Origin of the sequence: Methylobacterium nodulans ORS 2060, from assembly GCF_000022085.1 — a bacterium.
GTDB lineage: Bacteria > Pseudomonadota > Alphaproteobacteria > Rhizobiales > Beijerinckiaceae > Methylobacterium > Methylobacterium nodulans.
On sequence record NC_011894.1, the window covers coordinates 3538925 to 3554787 of the forward strand.

The following is a 15863-nucleotide window of genomic DNA, read 5'->3' on the forward strand; positions in this document are numbered from 1 at the left end:
GGGAACTCGCATGAGGACGACCCTCGCCATGAAGACGATCGAACCAGCAACCGCCTTCAGGGTCGGTGGCCTTTCCTCGGCTGGCGAGGCGCCCGCTTACATCTCCATCGAGAACGTTGGCAAAGCCTACGGTTCGCGCCACGGCGCGGTGAAGGCCCTCTCCGGGATTGATCTCCAGGTCCGTGAGGGTGAGTTTCTCTCGATCCTCGGACCCAGCGGATGTGGCAAGAGCACGCTGCTCAAATGCATCGGCGGTCTTGAGAACATCACCACCGGATCACTCAAGATCCGCGGCCAGCCGCTCTCCGGCCCGCCAGCGAAGGCTGGCATGGTATTCCAACGCGACGTGCTTCTGGACTGGCGCACGATCCTTGACAACGTGCTCATCACGGCCGAATTCCTCGGGCTGAGGCGCGAGGATTTGAAACCGCGCGCCATGCAACTCCTCAAGCGCTTCGGGCTTTCGGGATTCGAGAACCGCCATCCCTGGGAGCTGTCGGGCGGGATGCGCCAGCGCGCCTCGATCTGCCGAGCGCTCCTCTGCGATCCCGAGCTTCTCCTCATGGATGAGCCTTTTGGGGCTCTCGACGCCATGACGCGCGACGACCTCAATCTTGAGCTTGCCCGCATCTGGCAGGACACCAGGAAGACGGTGGTCTTCGTCACGCACGGAATCTCGGAAGCGATCTTCCTTTCCGACCGCGTCGTCATGATGGACCGCAATCCCGGCCGCATCGCCGAAGTGCTCGAGATCGACCTGCCGCGCCCGCGCAGCCTCGCCGTGCGCGAGACTCCCGAATTCGGACGCTACGTGGCTCATGTCCGCCACCTCTTCGCCGGCCTCGGCATCCTCAAGGAGGGCTGAACCATGCGCTCCACTCTGCATGAGATCGCGTCGGTCCTAGGCATCATCGCGGTGGCGTTCGCCTTATGGGAGTTCGGTGTGTGGCTGATCAAGCCGCCGCCGATCATCCTGCCGGCGCCAAGCGTCATCATGTCGGAATTTCTGCAGACACCGACCTATTTTCTTCGGCAGACTGCCTTCACGCTCTACACAACCTTGGCTGGCTTCGGACTCGCTGCGCTCCTCGGTCTTGTTCTCGCGATAGGGATTGTGCATTCGCGCCTGCTGGAGAAGACCGTCTACACGCTTCTCGTCGCGCTCAACAGCGTGCCGAAGGTGGCGCTCGCGCCACTCTTTGTCATCTGGATGGGAACCGGCATCGAGCCGAAGATCGGCATCGCGCTGATGCTCGCTCTCTTTTCCGTCGTGATCGACGCTGTGCTCGGCCTTCGCTCGGTTGATCCCGACATGCTAAACCTTGCGAGGATCAGCCGAGCGAGTCAGCTCGCGATCCTTGCCAAGATCAGGCTGCCGAACGCGCTGCCGAGCATTTTCGCTGGCCTTAAGGTCGCGATCTCTTTCGCACTGGTCGGCGCCATTGTCGGGGAATTCGTGGCCGGCTCCGAGGGGCTCGGCTTCGCGATCCTGACCGCTCAAGGGCAATTCGATACACCTCGCGTCTTTGTTTGCCTGATCCTGCTCGGAATTCTCGGCACCATACTCTTCTACGTCGTGGAAGGGGCCGAACGACTGTCCCTGCCCTGGCACGTCTCTCAACGAGGTCACATGCCGGGGCATTGAGCGTGTCCCAATCCACCATTGCATTTGACACATGCGGAGAATCCACAGGCAGGGTGAGGTGCACAATTCTGGGGCGTGACTTGCATTTCCCCGGTTGAGAGATTCATCTTGTCATCGAAAAGCCAACAGGAATTTCAGGGCCTTGCGGGTGCATTATGCCGGCCTGATTGCGCACGGTTCTATTCTCCGCAGCCTCCAGCGCAACCCGAGCCGGTTCGATGACGCGCTCCGGGACGCCGGCCCTGGGGTCACGGCGGACGACATCATGGAATTTGATCTCGATGGTAACCCGGTCGACCCGAGGAGCCGGCCGGTCTTCCTGGCGCGCTTCATCCACGCCGAGATCTACCGGGTGCGGCCCGACCTGCACTCCGTCATCCACAGCCACTCGCCGTCCGTGATCCCCTTCGGGATCGCGCAGACGCCGCTTCCGCGCGATCTACCGCATCGCAGCCCTGCCCGCCCCGGTTGGGTCGGCTCACGGCTCTCAGGCCTTGATGTGACGCGCTCCCTTGTGCCGAACCGGCCTCCACGCCGGCGGGGAGCGCTCTAGTCTTTCCGGTCCTTGGCGACCAAGGGGCAGCCGCCGGCATCGAGTGGGCGAAAGGCCCGCTCGCCCGGGATCGTCTGCACGAGCTTGAGCAGATCCCACTCGCCCTTCGACTCGGCCGGCGATTTGACCTGCATGAGGTACATGTCGTGAACCATGCGACCGTCCTCGCGCAGCCTGCCGTTCCGGGCAAAGAAGTCGTTGACCGGCATCTCCCGCATCTTCGCGACGACGGCCTTCGCCTCGTCGGTTCCTGCCGCCTGCACGGCCTTGAGGTAGTGCATGATGCTCGAGTACACGCCGGCCTGGAACTGGGTCGGCATGCGCTTGTGGCGGTCAAAGAAGCGCTTCGCGAAGGCTCGGGTCTCGTCGTCCCGGTCCCAGTAGAACGAGGTCGTCAGCAGCATGCCCTGGGCGATGGGAAGCCCGATCGCCCGCAGGTCGACGACGTCGATGAGCAGGCCCACGAGCTTCTGGCCCTGCACCTGGATGCCGAACTCGCCGGCCTGCTTGGCCGCCGTGGCGGTGTCGCCGACGGGATCGGCCAGTGCGATCACCTTCGCCTGCGAGGCCTGCGCCTGCAGCAGGGGCGAGGAGAAGTCGGCCATGCCCATAGGATGCCGCACGGTGCCCGAGACCTTGCCGCCGTTCCGCGTCACGGCCTGGCTCGTGTCGCGTTCGAGGGCATGGCCGAAGGCGTAGTCGGCCGTGATGAAGTACCACGTATCCGCGCCTTGGCTGACGAGGGGACCGGCCGTCCCATTGGCCAGGGAGTAGGTGTCGTAGGTCCAGTGGATCGCCGTGGGCGAGCAGGCCGGTCCGGACAGGTCGGACGAGCCTGCCGAGGAGTTCAGGAAGATGCGGTCGCGCTCCCGCGTGAGCGTCTGGACCGCGAGCGCAACCGACGAGGTCGGGACGTCGGCGACGACGTCGACCTGCTGTCGCTCCAGCCATTGCCGGACGATGTTCGAACCCACATCGGGTTTGTTCTGGTGATCGGCCGAGACGACCTCGATGGGCTGGTCCAGCACCTTTCCGCCGAAATCCTCGACAGCCATGCGGGCCGCCACCACCGATCCCGGTCCCGTGCTGTCGGATTGGCCGGCGCTCATATCGGAGAGCACGCCGATCTTGACCACGTTGTCGGAGATCTGGGCCTGGACTGCACTCGACCCCAGCATCAGAGCCATCAGGGCACAGAAGCGTGACCGCGCCTTCATTGCGTCTACTTCCCCTTTTGCGGACCATGGTCTTGCTTCGGCGGCCGGCCCATCGGTGCGGGCCGCGCAGGGCATCAGCGGGCCGGGCGCACGCCGCCATAGGTCGATAGATGCGCGCCCGCGAGCCACCCGGCATCCACCGGCAGGTTGATGCCGGTGATCGCCGAGGCGTCGTCCGACAGGAGGAAGGCGACCCCGCGTCCCACCTCTTCCGCCGCGACGAGGCGTCCGAGCGCGGCCGCCTCCGTCAGCAGTCGCGGGTCGCGCTGGCCACGGTCGATGGCGGCCTGCAGCGGCGGGGTCGCGACGTAGCCCGGCGAGACGGCGTTCACCCGCACGCCCGAGCGGCCCCATTCGGCCGCGAGGCAGGCCGCCATGTGGACGGCCGCCGCCTTCGACGGCGCGTAGGCATGGAGCGGGGCCGTCCGGGAGGCGGTGACCGAGCCCGTGATGACGATGGCGCCCCGGCCGCGCCCGGCCATGCGGGTCCCGGCCTTCAGGCACGACACGTAGACCCCGCGCAGGTTCACCGCGATGATGCGGTCGAACTCGGACAGGGGCAGGTCCTCCGGCCGGCCGCCCGGCTGGATCAGCCCGGCATTGGCCACCAGCGCGTCCACGGGGCCGAGCCGCGCCTCGATATCGGCGAGCGCCGCCTCGGTCGCCGCCTCGTCCACCACGTCGAAGGGGACCGCCTCGGCCCCGATCGTCCCGGCCGCCTCCAGGCAGCGTGCCGCGTCGATGTCGGAGATGACGACGCGCCATCCCCGCGCGGCCAGCACGCCCGCGGTCGCGCGCCCGATCCCGCTCGCGCCGCCGGTCACCAGGGCGACCCGGCCGCGTCCTTCGTCCCGTTCCATCATCGACTCCTGCAAAGAACCGCCCCCGCACGGGGACCGGCGCGCTACACGGCGAGGAAGCGCTGCGTGATCGCGGCGTTGCTGCGCAGCTCCGCCATCGGGGCGCAGTAGACGACCTGCCCCTTGTCCACGACGGTCGCGTGGGTCGCGACGTCGAGGCAGAAATGCATGTTCTGCTCGGCGAGCAGGATGGTGACGCCCATACCGCGCATGGTGCGGATCAGCCCGCCGATCGCCTGCACGATGATCGGCGCCAAGCCCTCGCTCGGCTCGTCGAGGAGCAGGATATCCGGGTTGCCCATCAGGGCCCGGGCGATGGTGAGCATCTGCTGCTCGCCGCCCGAGAGGCGGCCGGCCATGCGGGTGCGCATCCCCGCGAGCAGCGGGAAGACCTCGTAGATGCGCGTCAGCGTCCAGTGGGCCTCGCCGCGCGGGCCGCGCTTGGCGCCGACGATCAGGTTGTCCTCGACCGTGTGCTCCGGGAAGATCTGCCGGTCCTCGGGCACGTAGCCGATCCCGGCCCGCGCGATGCGGTAGGGCGCCTTGCCGGAGACCGGCACCCCCGCCAGCCGGATCTCCCCACGCCGCGGCGGCGCGAGGCCGGCGATGGCCTTGAAGGTCGTGCTCTTGCCCGCCCCGTTGCGGCCGAGCAGCGCCATGGTCTGGCCCCGCTCGACCGAGAGGTCGAGACCGAACAGGATCTGACTCGCGCCATAGAAGACGTCGGCGCCGCGCACTTCGAGCATCGGTGCGGCCATGGCTCAAGCCTCCCCGACCGTCTCGGAGAGCCGGTGATCGACGCCCAGATAGGCATCGATCACGTCCCTGTTGCGCCGGATCTCGTCCGGCGTGCCCTGGGCCAGGACGGCGCCGTACTTCAGGACGTGGATCGTCTGCGCGATCTTGAAAACGATGTCCATGTCGTGCTCGATGAAGATCATCGTCATGCCGGTGACCTCCCAGAGCCGGTGGACCTTGCCGATCATCCGCCAGCGCTCCTCCGGCCCCATGCCGGCGGTGGGCTCGTCGAGGAGCAGCACCTTCGGCTCCATGGCGAGGGCGAACCCGATATCGAGGAGCTTCTGGTCGCCATGCGACAGGTTGGCGGAGACGACCTCCGCCCTCTGCGAGAGCCCGAGCAGGTCCATGATCTCGTCGGCCCGGCGCACCGCGCCCGCCAGGGGGAAGCGCGTCAGCACCTGCCAGGAGCGGCGCCGATGGGCCGTGACGGCGGCGGCAAGCGCCTCCCGCACGGTGAGGCTCGGGAAGAGCGAGGCGACCTGGAAGGCGCGGGCCATGCCGCGCCGCACCACCTCCAGGCTGGAGAGCCCGACGAGATCCTCACCGTCGAACAGCACCCGCCCCTCGTCGGGGCGGATATGGCCGGAGATCAGGTTGAAGAAGGTGGTCTTGCCTGCCCCGTTCGGCCCGATGATCGCGGTGAGCGAGCCCGCCGGGAAGTCGATCGACACGTCGCGCGTGGCGCGCACGCCGCCGAAGGACTTGGAGAGATTCTCGACGCGGAGCATCACACCGTCCTGCCTTTGGCGAGGTCGTCCGCCGTCGCGGCGACGGCGGGGCTCGAAGCGGGGGGAGGCGACGCCGCGGGGCGCGGTGCGCGGCGCTGGCGCAGCGTGTCGTACAGGGTGTCGGCGATCCCGCGACGCAGCCCCAGCACGATCAGCAGGATCACGGTCCCGAGCACGAGGCCGTGATACTCCGTGTAGATCGTCACGTAGTGGTTCAGGGTCTGGAGCAGCAGCGTGCCGACGAGCGGCCCGAGGAACAGCTTGGTGCCGCCGAGCATGATCATGAAGATCGCTTCGCCCGACGTGGTCCAGAAGGCGAATTCCGGATAGGCGCCCGAGACGAACAGCGCCAGGATGAGGCCGCCGACGCTCGCCATTGCGCCCGCGAAGACGAAGATCCCGAGCTTCGCCGCCGCCACGTTCACGCCGAGGAAATTCGCCCGGGCCGGGTTGTCGCGGATCATCCGGAGCGTGTAGCCGAAGGGGGATTGCGACACCTGCCGCATTGCCAGCACGCAGAGCACGAACAAAACCGCGCAGGCCCCGTAGAGCACCCGCGCGTCGTTCAGGTCGATGCCGAGGAAGGGCGGCCGCGGGATGCCCCCGCGCAGCCCCTGGTCGCCGCCGGTCAGGCTCACCCAGGTCACGATGATGCTGTGAATGAACATCTGAAAGGCGAGCGTGATGAAGGCGAAGTAGATCTCTTTCAGCCGCACGCAGATCGCCCCGATCACGAGCGCGAGAAGCGCCGTGCCGCCGATCGCCGCGAGCGCCGCCAGCGGGACCGAGACCCGGCCCGACTGCATCAGCAGGCCGAACGCGTAGGCGCCGGAGGCGAAGTAGGCAGCGTGCCCGAACGACACGAGACCGGTCAGCCCGACGAGCAGGTTGAGAGACATCGCCAGCAGGCCGTAAGCGAAGAAGTAGATCAGGAAGTCGCGCAGGGCCGGCTGCGGAAACAGCGCCGGCAGGGCGAGCAGCACCCCGAGCGAGACGAGGGCGACGGCGAGGTCGCGGATCAGACCGGCGCGCATGTCAGGCGGCCTCCCGGCCGAGCAGGCCGCTCGGCTTGACGATGAGCACCAGCGCCATCATGGCGAACATCATCCCGTCCACGAAGAGCGGGAAGCCGATCGCCCCGAAGGCACGGGTGAAGCCGATCAGCAGCGCCGCGATGAAGGCGCCGGCGATCGAGCCCATGCCCCCGATCACCGTGACGATGAAGCTCTCGATCAGGATCGACAGGCCCATCCCGGGCGTCAGGGTGCGGATCGGCGCCGCAAGCGCCCCGGCCATCCCCGCGAGCAGGCTGCCGAGCCCGAAGACGCCCGCGTAGAGCAGCGTGGTGTTGATCCCGAGCGCACCGACCATCTGCGGGTTGATCGCGAGCGCGCGTACGATCTTGCCGAGGCGCGTGCGGTTGATGCCGAGCCAGAGGACGAGGCCCGCCGCGAAGGCCACGGCGACCATGAACAGGTAATAGCCCGGCACGAAGCCGCCCGCGACCTCGACGGGCGGCAGCGCAAAGGCGTCGGGCATTCCCATCAGGCGGTACTCGCCGCCGTACAGGAGCTTCACCCCGTCGTCGAGGATCAGGATCATGGCGTAGCAGACGAGGAGCTGCATCAGGATGTCCCGCCCGTAGACGCGGCTCATGATCAGGCGCTCGAACAGCACCCCGAACAGCCCGACGCCCACGGCCCCCGCCACCATCGCGGCCGCGAAGCTGCCGCTGAGCGCATAGGCCGTGAAGGCGAAGTAGGCGCCCAGCATGTAGAAGGCGCCGTGCGTGAAGTTGATGATCCCGAGCACCCCGAAGATCAGCGACAGGCCCGAGGTGACGAGGAACAGCAGCATGCCGACGATCAGGCCGGTCGAGACCTGGGTGACGGCGCAGGCGGCCGAGGAGAGGCAGGCAGCGAGGGCCTCGAGGTTCAAGGCGGATCTCCCGGGGGTGTCAGAGATCGGGGCGGCGGGGCTGCCGGCCCCGCCGCATCGACGCGCGGCTCAGGCGTAGCCCTTGCCCTTCTTCCACTGCGTCTCGAGCTCGACGATCCTGGCCCAGTCGACGGGCGAGAAATCCTCGACGAAGGGCGCCTTCGGCACGGTCCGGCCCCAGGCGACGGGGTAGCCGATAATGGTGTGGTCGCTGTCGCGCATGGTGATCGCGTCGTCCACCGCGAAGGGCGAGGCAAGCTTCATCCCCTTCAGCTCGGCCGCGAGCGCCGTCCCTTCGGTGCGCCCGCCCGTGCGCTTCAGCGCCTCGGCGATGAAGCTGCAGGCGAGGGAGCACTGCCAGGCCCAGTTGGTGGGATCGTGGCCAGCGATCTTGGCGAAACCGTCCGCGAAGGCGGTGTTCGCCGGCTTCATCGGGTAGTTGCGGTTGTAACGGTAGGCGGTGTTGAGGCCCGGGGGCAGCTGCTTGATCGCGGTCAGGACCGGCGGGTCGCCCAGGCCGCCCGAGAAGAACCCGATGTTGCCGAACAGCCGGTAGAGGTTGCCCTGCTCCACGAAGGCCACGAGGTCGCCGCCCCACAGCGCCGAATAGATCGCCTGCGGCTTCACCTGCAGGATCTTGGTGATGCTCTCCGTGTAGTCGGGGGCGAACAGCTTCGGCCAGACTTGGTCCACCGCCTCGATCGAGGGCTCGAAGTGCTTCGCGAATTCGAGGAACTCGGCAGTGTTGTCGCGGCCATAGGCGTAGTCGGGCGAGCACGTCATCCAGCGCTTCAGCCCCTTTTCCTTGGCGATGCGGGCCGCGTAGGTGCCGCCCGCCACCGCGTCGTGGATGCCCTGGCGGGCGCTGCGGAACGCGGTCTTCACGTGCAGCTTCGGATCGGCGGTGAGCGAGGAGGTTTCCGAGCAGGTGTGCAGGCACAGGACCGGCAGGTCGCGGATCACCTCGTGCACCGCGAAGGCGCCCGAGGACGCCTCGCCGTCGATGATGATCTCGCAGCCGTCGTTGTTGATGAGGTCGCGGGTCACCTTGGCGGCCTCGTCCGGCCGACCCTTGGAATCGCGCTCGATCAGCTCGAGGGTGCGCCCGTTGATGCCGCCGGCATCGTTGATCTGCCGGAAGGCGAGCTGCACCGCCGCCCGGCTCGACGTCCCGAGGATGGCGACGCGGCCCGACAGGATCGTCGGCATGCCAACGCGGATCGCCTTCGCCTGCGCGCCCGCGATGTGCGGGAACCCGGTGATCGCGGCTCCGGCCGCGAGGCCGCCCAATACCTGCCGCCGCGCGATGCCGCGTCCGGCGTCGTTCTTCGTGCCCATCTGGTTCCGTCCCTAGTCTTTTGACCCCAATCGTGCCGCCTGAGGTTTGTGGTTGTTATGCTGGTATTTCTTATTGTTCGGCCTATCGATCCTCCGGCACGTCCTGGTTCGAGTCAACGTAGACCCGGGCGGACGGTCACGGAACCGGCTCACCCGCCGCGCTCCGCCACGCCTCGCGCAGCATGGCGCCGACGAAATCGAGGACGGGCGCGGTGGCACCGATGGCGCGGCCCATGGTCAGGATCCCGTGCATCTGGTCGCCGAGATGCAGGGCCGTGACCGGTACGCCCTCGCGGTCGAGGCGCTTGGCATAGGCGAGGCCCTCATCGCAGAGCGGATCGTGGGCGCAGGTGAGCACCAGGGCGGGCGGCGCACCGGCGAACCTCGGCGCCCGAATCGGCGAGGCGCGCCAGTCCATCCGGTCGGCGGCATCGGGCGCGTAGTGGTCGATGAAGTAGCGCATGGTCGCGGCGGTGATCGGCACGCCATCGGTGACGCGTGCGTAGCTCTCCCCGGCCATGGCGAGGTCGATCACCGGATAGAGCAGCATCTGGAAGACGCTGCGCGGCAAGCTGCCGTCGCGGCCCATCAGGGCGAGGACGGCCGCGAGGTTGCCGCCCGCGCTGTCGCCGCCGACGGCGAGGCGGGCGGGATCGATGCGCAGGACCTCGGCCTCGGCGGCCACGTGGGCCAAGGCGGCGGCGGCGTCGCGGATCGCGGCCGGAAAGGGGTGCTCCGGGGCGCGACGGTAATCGACCGCGATCACGCAGGCCCGCGCCGCATTGGCGAGCCTGCGGCAGATCCCGTCGTGGGAGTCAAGGTCGCCGAGCACCCAGCCGCCCCCGTGCAGGTAGAGCAGGCAGGGCAGCGCTGCGTCGGATTCCGTGCCGATGCCGCGGTAGAGCCGCAGCTGGACCGGACCGGCCTCGCCGGGCGCCGCGAGATCGCGCAGCTCCGCCACCGGGTCGGGTGGCGGCTGGAGTGCCGCGCGCCCGGCGCTGTAGGCCGCGCGAGCCTCCTCCGGCGCCAGCGCCTCGAAGGGCGGGCGGCCCGCCTCCCGGATCGCCCGCACAAGGGCCACGACGTCCGGATGCATCGCCGCCATCACTCCCCCTCCCCTCACCGTTCCAGGTCCCGTCTGTCGATCACGGTCCGGGAGCGGACCCGCGCGCAGGCTCCGCGTCTTCAGCGCAGCGCGAATCCCTCGTAGCCCTGGCTCGCGACCTGCTCGCAGATGGTGCGGTAGCGGGCCATGCCGCCCGCATAGGGCATGAAGACCCGCGGCTTGCCGGGCACGTTGGCGCCGAGATACCAGGAGCTGCTCGCCATCGGCAGCAGCGTGGCCTGCGCCGCCTCGTTGACATGCGCGACCCAGGCGTCGGTCGCCTCGGGCATCGCCTCGATCCGCTTCAGCCCCGCATCGCGCAGATGCGCGATGCATTGTGCGATCCATTCCGCGTGCTGCTCGATGGCGACCGGCATGTTGGTCAGCACCGAGGGGCTGCCCGGGCCCGTGATGGTGAACAGGTTCGGGAAGCCCGGCGTCTGCAGGCCCAGATAGCTGCGCGGGCCCGCTTCCCAGACCTCCTTCAGCGGCCGTCCGCCGCTGCCCCGGATGTCGAGAGCGAGGAGTGGGCCGGTGAGCGCGTCGAAGCCCGTGGCGAAGACGATGATGTCGAGCGGATAGGTCGCGTCGCGGGTGCGCACGCCCTCGGGCGTGATCGCCTCGATCGGCGCCGCCTTGAGATCGACCAGCAGGACGTTGTCGCGGTTGAACGTCTCGAAGTAGTTGGTGTCGATCGGCGGGCGCTTGGTGGCGAAGAGATGGTCGGTGGGGGTCAGCTTCGCGGCCACCTCCGGGTCCTTGACGATGCTGCGGATCTTGGCGCGGATGAACTCGGAGGCCGTCTCGTTGGCGTCCTTGTCGAGAAGGATGTCCCGGAACGCCGCGCGAAAGCGCAGGCCGCCCCGCTCCCAGGCCGCCTCGTAGATGGCCTCGCGCTCCTGCGGCGAGACGTCGAGGGCGGAGCGCTCCGAGACGTCGAAGGGATGGCCGTTGGTCGACTCGCGGGCCTTGCGGCGGAGCGCCTCGGAATTCGCCCTGACCCAGGCCCGGAATTCCGCGTCCATCGGGCCGTTGCGGGCCGGCACGCTGTAATTGGCGGTGCGCTGGAAAACCGTGAGATGCGCCGCCTGCTCGGCGATCACCGGGGCCGCCTGGATGCCCGTCGAGCCGGTGCCGATCAGCCCGACCCGCTTGCCCGCGAAATCGACGCCCTCGTGCGGCCAGCGGCCGGTGTGGTACCACTCGCCCGCGAAGTCCTCGAGGCCCGGGATGGCCGGGACGTTGGCGGTCGAGAGGCAGCCGACGGCGGTGATCAGGAACTGCGCCTCGAACCGCTCACCGTTCTGCGTGGCGATCGTCCAGCGGTTCGCCGCATCATCGAAGGCCGCCCCGGTGACGCGGGTGCGCAGCTGGATGTCGCGGCGAAGCTGGAAGCGCTCGGCCACGTGGCCGAGATAGCGCCGGATCTCGCCGTGCTCGGGGTAGCGTTCGGTCCACTCCCATTCCTCCTCCAGCTCGCGCGAGAACGAATAGGAATAGTAGTAGCTCTCCGAATCGCAGCGCGCCCCCGGATAGCGGTTCCAATACCAAGTGCCGCCGATGTCGTCGGCCGCCTCGAGCACCCGCACCGACATCCCGAGCCGGTCGCGCAGCAGGTGGAGCTGATACAGGCCCGAGAAGCCGGCGCCGACGATGATCGCGTCGTACCGCCGAACGGGTTCGGCCTCGATGGTCTCCGCGCGCGGATTCCCCATGGCGTCACGCCTCCCTGTCCGGACTCGATCGATCCGTGATGGATCTCGGTCCGCTTTGTTCGCCTCTGAGGCCCTCTCGTCTGATCGGATCTGGCTGCGACCGCTCGGCAGAGCGTCGGATCACGCCATTCAAGGGGCCGTCGACTTGGTTCGCGGACTTGGTTCCTAGCGAAACCTTGGCGCCCCGCGATGACGAAGGCTAACCCGTTGCCCGGGCCGCTTCCATATCCGACACTGCGAAGCACATGTGAACGGAATTCATAGGTCGGGTCGTGGATCGCTTCGGAGAGATGCTCGTCTTCGTGCGGGCCGTGGAGGATGGCGGGTTCTCCGCGGCCGGGCGCAGCCTGACGATGACGCCCTCGGCGGTGAGCAAGCTCATCGGGCGCCTGGAGAACCGGCTCGGCGTGACGCTGTTTCACCGCGCCTCGCGCACCGTCACGCTCACCGCCGAGGGGGAGGCCTTCTACACCTCGGCCCTGCGGGCGATCGAGGCGATCGAGGAGGCGGAAGCCTCCGTGTTCGGCGGACGGGCGGCGAAAGGCACGCTGCGCATCCGCTCGATGCCGACCTTCGCGACGCATCAGCTCGCGCCGCTGGTGCCGGCCTTCCGCCGCCTGCACCCGGCCCTGCGGCTCGACTTCGTGCTCAGCATGGAGCCGGGCAACCTGCTCGACGGAGGCGTCGACGTGGCGATCCATGTCGGCGAACTCGCCGATTCCTCGCTCGTCGCGCGCCGCTTCTCCAGCACGCGCTGGATCATCTGTGCGGCGCCGGCCTATCTGGCGGCGCGCGGCATCCCGACGAGCCTCGCGGACCTTGCCGCGCACGAGTGCCTGAACTTTCCCACGACCGCGCCCTGGAGCATCTGGAGCGTCCGCGACGGGCCCGGGACGCTGCGGCGGCTCAAGCCGGCCGGCAGCGTTGCCGCGAACCAGGGCCAGATGCTGCTCGCCATGGCGCGGGCGGGCGCCGGCATCGTGCGGCTGGCCGAGTTCCATATCGTCGGGGACCTGCGATCGGGCCGCCTCGTCGAGCTTCTTCCGGAGCACCACAGCGGGGCCGAGGACCCGATCTACGCGCTCTACAGCAGCCGGCGGTACCTCAGCCAGCGGATCCGGGTCTTCCTGGAGTTCCTGGACGCCTCGTTCTCGCAGGGTCCGCCGGCTTGGCGGCGAACGGATGCCGAGCGCGTCGCTCCGGCGGCGCGGGAAGGACAACGCGTGACCCATCCCGGCTCTCCCGGACATGCCGGCGCCCGCTGACCGGCCTGGGGCGGACGGTGTCCGCGCGTGATCCGCGGCGCCCGGCCGGATCGAATGCTGCCGCGACGATCGAAACGCCGCTGGCTTATTGGCAAGCCGAGCGCTTCATCTCGTTCTCGAGCCAGCCGACCAAGCATTTCAGGTCCGTCCGGGACTGCAGATGCTCGGCGATCCACAGCTCCAGGCGATGCGGGCCGGGCGTGAAGCCGAACGGCGCCACGAGATGTCCGGCTCGGATCTCGCTCTCGACGAGGAGACGAGGGGCCAGCGCGAGCCCCAGCCCACAGGCCGCGGCCTGGATGACGAGATAGAAATGGCCGTAGCTCTCGTGCGGGACGACGCCGAGATTGCGGCGGCCGATCGCCTCCGCCCACTCGATCCAGGCATTCGGCCGCGTAGCCGTCGCCAGGATCCGGGCCCGTGCCAAGTCATCGGGACTCTCCAGGCCGAGGCGGGACGCGTAGTCCGGATGGCAGACCGGGCCGATCTCCTCGATGATCAGTCGTTTCGCCCGGGCCGTCGCCGGCGGGCGGTACATGCTGTTGCGGATCGCCACGCTGATTTCGTCGCGGATGAAGTCGACCTCGCCGAAGCTGATGTTGAGGCGCAGCTCGATATTCGGATTATTCTGCTTGAAGGTTTCGAGCCGCGGGATCAGCCAGTACATCATGATGGTGGCTGAGCACGACAGGGTCAGCGGCCCGGGCTGAACGCGCGAGACCGCAAGGTGGATCTGGTCGAAAGCCTCGCCGAGGCTGGCTGCGAGCTGCGCGCCCTCCTGGGTCAGCGCCACGGCGCGCGGGAGTCGCTCCAGCAGAGGCAGGCCGAACTGCACTTCGAGCGCCTTGATATGACGGCTCACGGCGCCATGCGTGACGCCGAGCTCAGTCGCGGCCGCGCTCATGCTGCCGAGGCGAGCGGTGACCTCGAAGGCCCGCAGGGCGTTCAGCGGCAGGCGGGACAGCGGCATGGCGAAGCCTCCCCGACGATCGGCGCGGAGCGCGCGGGCGCGGTGCTGTGAGTTTTAATCACGTATCGCTGCGTCGATGTCGAGTTTCCGGGCGCGGCCCGTCGTGTAATCTGACCCGGAACCAGAACGGTCAGGGTAGGAAACCGGCGAGGGCTCGAGAGTGCGGCGGCTCGGGAAGCCTCCGCCCCCATTCCCGCTCCCATCCTCGGTGACGCGGCTTCGCGGGCGCGGAGGCGTTCCGTTGCGGCCCCCGCGACGCGGCGGGCGGCTGCGCCCTGACCTCGGATCCGGTCCCTCGACGGCCCGGACGAACCGAACAGGGAGGAACGCGATGTCCGCGATGGCTTCGGCGCGTGAGCCGAGCTTGTCCGTGGCCGCACCGACGCGCGCCGCAGCTGGCTTGCCGCTCTCGACCGCGGCATCGGGCTCCCGGTCGCAGGGCCGGCGGCTCCTCCGGTCGCGGTCGAGAGCATCGTGCCGGACTCGCTCCTCGAAGGCATCCCGGCGATCGTGCTGTTCGGCCCGCCCTTCGGGGTCGGCGACAGTGCCGCCCGCGCCATCGGCCGGATCCATCCGGATGCCGGCATGCGGCCGATCGTCGGTTCCATCGCCGCCCTCGTGATCGGCCTCGCGATCACGGTCCCCTGGATCTCGACCGGCTTCCTCTGATCTCGCCGCCCCGCCACCCAAGACCGCCCGGGAGGCCAATATCATGTCACGCCTGACGCGCCGCACGATGATCCTGGCCGGGGCAGCCGGCCTTGCCGCCCCTTTCGTCGCCCGGGCGGCCGAGCCGGACTTCCGGCTCAAGTTCGGCAACATCGTCTCGGGCGATCATCCGCTCAACCTCGCCATGGGCCGGGTCCGCGACCGCGTCGCCCAGGAAACGGACGGCAAGGTGACGATCGAGCTGTTCCCCAAGAACCAGCTCGGCTCGGATGCCGACATGCTGAGTCAGCTGCGCTCCGGCGCGCTCGAACTCTTCGCCCAGACCGGGGTGCTGATGTCGACGCTGGTGCCGGTCGCCTCGATCAGCGGCATCGGCTTCGCCTTTCCGAGCTACGACAAGGTCTGGGAGGCGCTCGACGGCCCCCTCGGCCAGCACATCCGGAAGGCCTTCGAGAAGGCGAACCTCGTCTGCATGGAGAGGTCGTACAATCACGGCTTTCGCCAGACGACCTCATCCACGAAGCCGATCCGCACGCCGGACGACCTCAACGGCTTCAGGATCCGCGTGCCCCCGTCCCCGCTCTGGACCTCGATGTTCAAGTCGTTCGGGGCCGCTCCCGTCTCGATTCCCTGGGCCGAGACCTACTCGGCGATGCAGACCAGGATCGCGGACGGGCTGGAGCAGCCCCTGATCGGTCTCCTCGTCGACAAGATGTACGAGGTGCAGAAGTACTGCTCGCTCACCAACCACATGTGGGACGGGTTCTGGGTGCTGGCCAATCGCCGCTTCTGGGACCGCATGCCGCCGAACCTGCGCGACATCGTTCAGCGCAACATCGACCAGGAAGCTCTGGTCCAGCGCAAGGATGTCGAGCAGATGAATGCGACGCTGCAGTCCAAGCTGCAGTCGCTCGGCCTCCAGTTCTTCGAGGTCAACAACGCCGACTTCCGGCAGCGGCTGGTCTCCTCCGGCTTCTACCAGGACTGGCAGAAGCGCTACGGCGACGAGGCCTGGGCGCTGCTCGAATCGACCACCGGCAAGCTCGGCTGAGCTTGCCT

Annotated in this window: 15 protein-coding genes and 1 pseudogene; 6 read left to right on the forward strand and 10 right to left on the reverse strand. The window is 68.4% G+C overall.

What is annotated here, in order from left to right:
* Positions 1-28 precede the first annotated feature (28 nt).
* The 3 genes from MNOD_RS16160 to MNOD_RS50315 all read left to right on the forward strand — a co-directional run bounded on the left by MNOD_RS16160 (position 29) and on the right by MNOD_RS50315 (position 2198).
* Positions 29-865 carry an ABC transporter ATP-binding protein gene (locus tag MNOD_RS16160; RefSeq protein WP_157091476.1) on the forward strand — a complete coding sequence of 279 codons (837 nt, stop codon included), beginning with the start codon at positions 29-31 and terminating at the stop codon, positions 863-865.
* A 3-nt stretch (positions 866-868) separates the two neighbouring features.
* The gene (locus MNOD_RS16165; RefSeq protein ID WP_015929997.1) at positions 869-1645 is read left to right on the forward strand and encodes an ABC transporter permease; all 777 of its coding nucleotides are present in this window, start codon (positions 869-871) and stop codon (positions 1643-1645) included.
* 265 nt (positions 1646-1910) lie between these two features.
* Positions 1911-2198, forward strand: coding sequence for a class II aldolase/adducin family protein (locus MNOD_RS50315; protein WP_083786682.1), 288 nt, complete (start codon positions 1911-1913; stop codon positions 2196-2198).
* Here MNOD_RS50315 and MNOD_RS16175 read toward each other — a convergent pair.
* From MNOD_RS16175 to MNOD_RS16215, 9 genes are all read right to left on the reverse strand, one after another.
* Positions 2195-3415 carry an ABC transporter substrate-binding protein gene (locus MNOD_RS16175; RefSeq protein WP_015929998.1) on the reverse strand — a complete coding sequence of 407 codons (1221 nt, stop codon included), beginning with the start codon at positions 3413-3415 and terminating at the stop codon, positions 2195-2197. The genes MNOD_RS50315 and MNOD_RS16175 overlap by 4 nt on opposite strands.
* Before the next feature lie 74 nt (positions 3416-3489).
* Positions 3490-4275, reverse strand: a complete 786-nt coding sequence (locus MNOD_RS16180) for an SDR family NAD(P)-dependent oxidoreductase (RefSeq protein WP_015929999.1) — start codon at positions 4273-4275, stop codon at positions 3490-3492.
* Positions 4276-4319: 44 nt separating this feature from the next.
* Complete coding sequence (locus MNOD_RS16185; protein ID WP_015930000.1) at positions 4320-5033, reverse strand: ABC transporter ATP-binding protein; 714 nt, start codon at positions 5031-5033, stop codon at positions 4320-4322.
* A gap of 3 nt (positions 5034-5036) precedes the next feature.
* Positions 5037-5804 carry an ABC transporter ATP-binding protein gene (locus tag MNOD_RS16190; RefSeq protein ID WP_015930001.1) on the reverse strand — a complete coding sequence of 256 codons (768 nt, stop codon included), beginning with the start codon at positions 5802-5804 and terminating at the stop codon, positions 5037-5039.
* A complete protein-coding gene (locus MNOD_RS16195) occupies positions 5804-6838 on the reverse strand; it encodes a branched-chain amino acid ABC transporter permease (RefSeq protein WP_015930002.1) in 1035 nt (344 codons plus the stop codon). Before MNOD_RS16195 ends, MNOD_RS16190 begins: the two co-directional genes overlap by 1 nt.
* 1 nt (position 6839) lies before the next feature.
* On the reverse strand, positions 6840-7742 hold the full coding sequence (locus MNOD_RS16200; protein WP_015930003.1) for a branched-chain amino acid ABC transporter permease: 903 nt from the start codon (positions 7740-7742) through the stop codon (positions 6840-6842).
* 69 nt (positions 7743-7811) lie between these two features.
* Positions 7812-9080, reverse strand: a complete 1269-nt coding sequence (locus tag MNOD_RS16205) for an ABC transporter substrate-binding protein (protein WP_015930004.1) — start codon at positions 9078-9080, stop codon at positions 7812-7814.
* A gap of 136 nt (positions 9081-9216) precedes the next feature.
* Positions 9217-10185: an alpha/beta hydrolase gene (locus MNOD_RS16210; protein WP_015930005.1), complete on the reverse strand. Its 969-nt coding sequence runs from the start codon at positions 10183-10185 to the stop codon at positions 9217-9219.
* A gap of 80 nt (positions 10186-10265) precedes the next feature.
* Positions 10266-11900 carry a flavin-containing monooxygenase gene (locus MNOD_RS16215; protein WP_015930006.1) on the reverse strand — a complete coding sequence of 545 codons (1635 nt, stop codon included), beginning with the start codon at positions 11898-11900 and terminating at the stop codon, positions 10266-10268.
* A gap of 272 nt (positions 11901-12172) precedes the next feature.
* On the opposite strand from MNOD_RS16215, the gene MNOD_RS16220 reads away from it, so the two are divergent.
* The gene (locus MNOD_RS16220; RefSeq protein ID WP_015930007.1) at positions 12173-13165 is read left to right on the forward strand and encodes a LysR family transcriptional regulator; all 993 of its coding nucleotides are present in this window, start codon (positions 12173-12175) and stop codon (positions 13163-13165) included.
* Between the two features lie 85 nt (positions 13166-13250).
* Here MNOD_RS16220 and MNOD_RS16225 read toward each other — a convergent pair whose 3' ends face one another.
* Positions 13251-14135, reverse strand: a complete 885-nt coding sequence (locus MNOD_RS16225) for a LysR substrate-binding domain-containing protein (protein WP_015930008.1) — start codon at positions 14133-14135, stop codon at positions 13251-13253.
* Positions 14136-14594: 459 nt separating this feature from the next.
* On the opposite strand from MNOD_RS16225, the pseudogene MNOD_RS16230 reads away from it, so the two are divergent.
* A pseudogene (locus MNOD_RS16230) lies at positions 14595-14804 on the forward strand (ABC transporter permease); the annotation flags it as partial.
* 43 nt (positions 14805-14847) lie between these two features.
* The gene (locus MNOD_RS16235) at positions 14848-15855 is read left to right on the forward strand and encodes a TRAP transporter substrate-binding protein (protein ID WP_015930009.1); all 1008 of its coding nucleotides are present in this window, start codon (positions 14848-14850) and stop codon (positions 15853-15855) included.
* The last annotated feature ends 8 nt before the right edge of the window (positions 15856-15863 follow it).

Bases quoted from the DNA above. Each gene is read 5' to 3' on its own strand.
- MNOD_RS16165 (WP_015929997.1), top strand. From the start codon at position 869: ATGCGCTCCACTCTGCATGAGATCGCGTCGGTCCTAGGCATCATCGCG.
- MNOD_RS16180 (WP_015929999.1), bottom strand. From the start codon at position 4,275: ATGGAACGGGACGAAGGACGCGGCCGGGTCGCCCTGGTGACCGGCGGC.
- MNOD_RS16195 (WP_015930002.1), bottom strand. From the start codon at position 6,838: ATGCGCGCCGGTCTGATCCGCGACCTCGCCGTCGCCCTCGTCTCGCTC.
- MNOD_RS16235 (WP_015930009.1), top strand. From the start codon at position 14,848: ATGTCACGCCTGACGCGCCGCACGATGATCCTGGCCGGGGCAGCCGGC.
- MNOD_RS50315 (WP_083786682.1), top strand. From the start codon at position 1,911: ATGGAATTTGATCTCGATGGTAACCCGGTCGACCCGAGGAGCCGGCCG.
- MNOD_RS16210 (WP_015930005.1), bottom strand. From the start codon at position 10,185: ATGGCGGCGATGCATCCGGACGTCGTGGCCCTTGTGCGGGCGATCCGG.
- MNOD_RS16215 (WP_015930006.1), bottom strand. From the start codon at position 11,900: ATGGGGAATCCGCGCGCGGAGACCATCGAGGCCGAACCCGTTCGGCGG.
- MNOD_RS16175 (WP_015929998.1), bottom strand. From the start codon at position 3,415: ATGAAGGCGCGGTCACGCTTCTGTGCCCTGATGGCTCTGATGCTGGGG.
- MNOD_RS16225 (WP_015930008.1), bottom strand. From the start codon at position 14,135: ATGCCGCTGTCCCGCCTGCCGCTGAACGCCCTGCGGGCCTTCGAGGTC.
- MNOD_RS16160 (WP_157091476.1), top strand. From the start codon at position 29: ATGAAGACGATCGAACCAGCAACCGCCTTCAGGGTCGGTGGCCTTTCC.
- MNOD_RS16190 (WP_015930001.1), bottom strand. From the start codon at position 5,804: ATGCTCCGCGTCGAGAATCTCTCCAAGTCCTTCGGCGGCGTGCGCGCC.
- MNOD_RS16205 (WP_015930004.1), bottom strand. From the start codon at position 9,080: ATGGGCACGAAGAACGACGCCGGACGCGGCATCGCGCGGCGGCAGGTA.
- MNOD_RS16185 (WP_015930000.1), bottom strand. From the start codon at position 5,033: ATGGCCGCACCGATGCTCGAAGTGCGCGGCGCCGACGTCTTCTATGGC.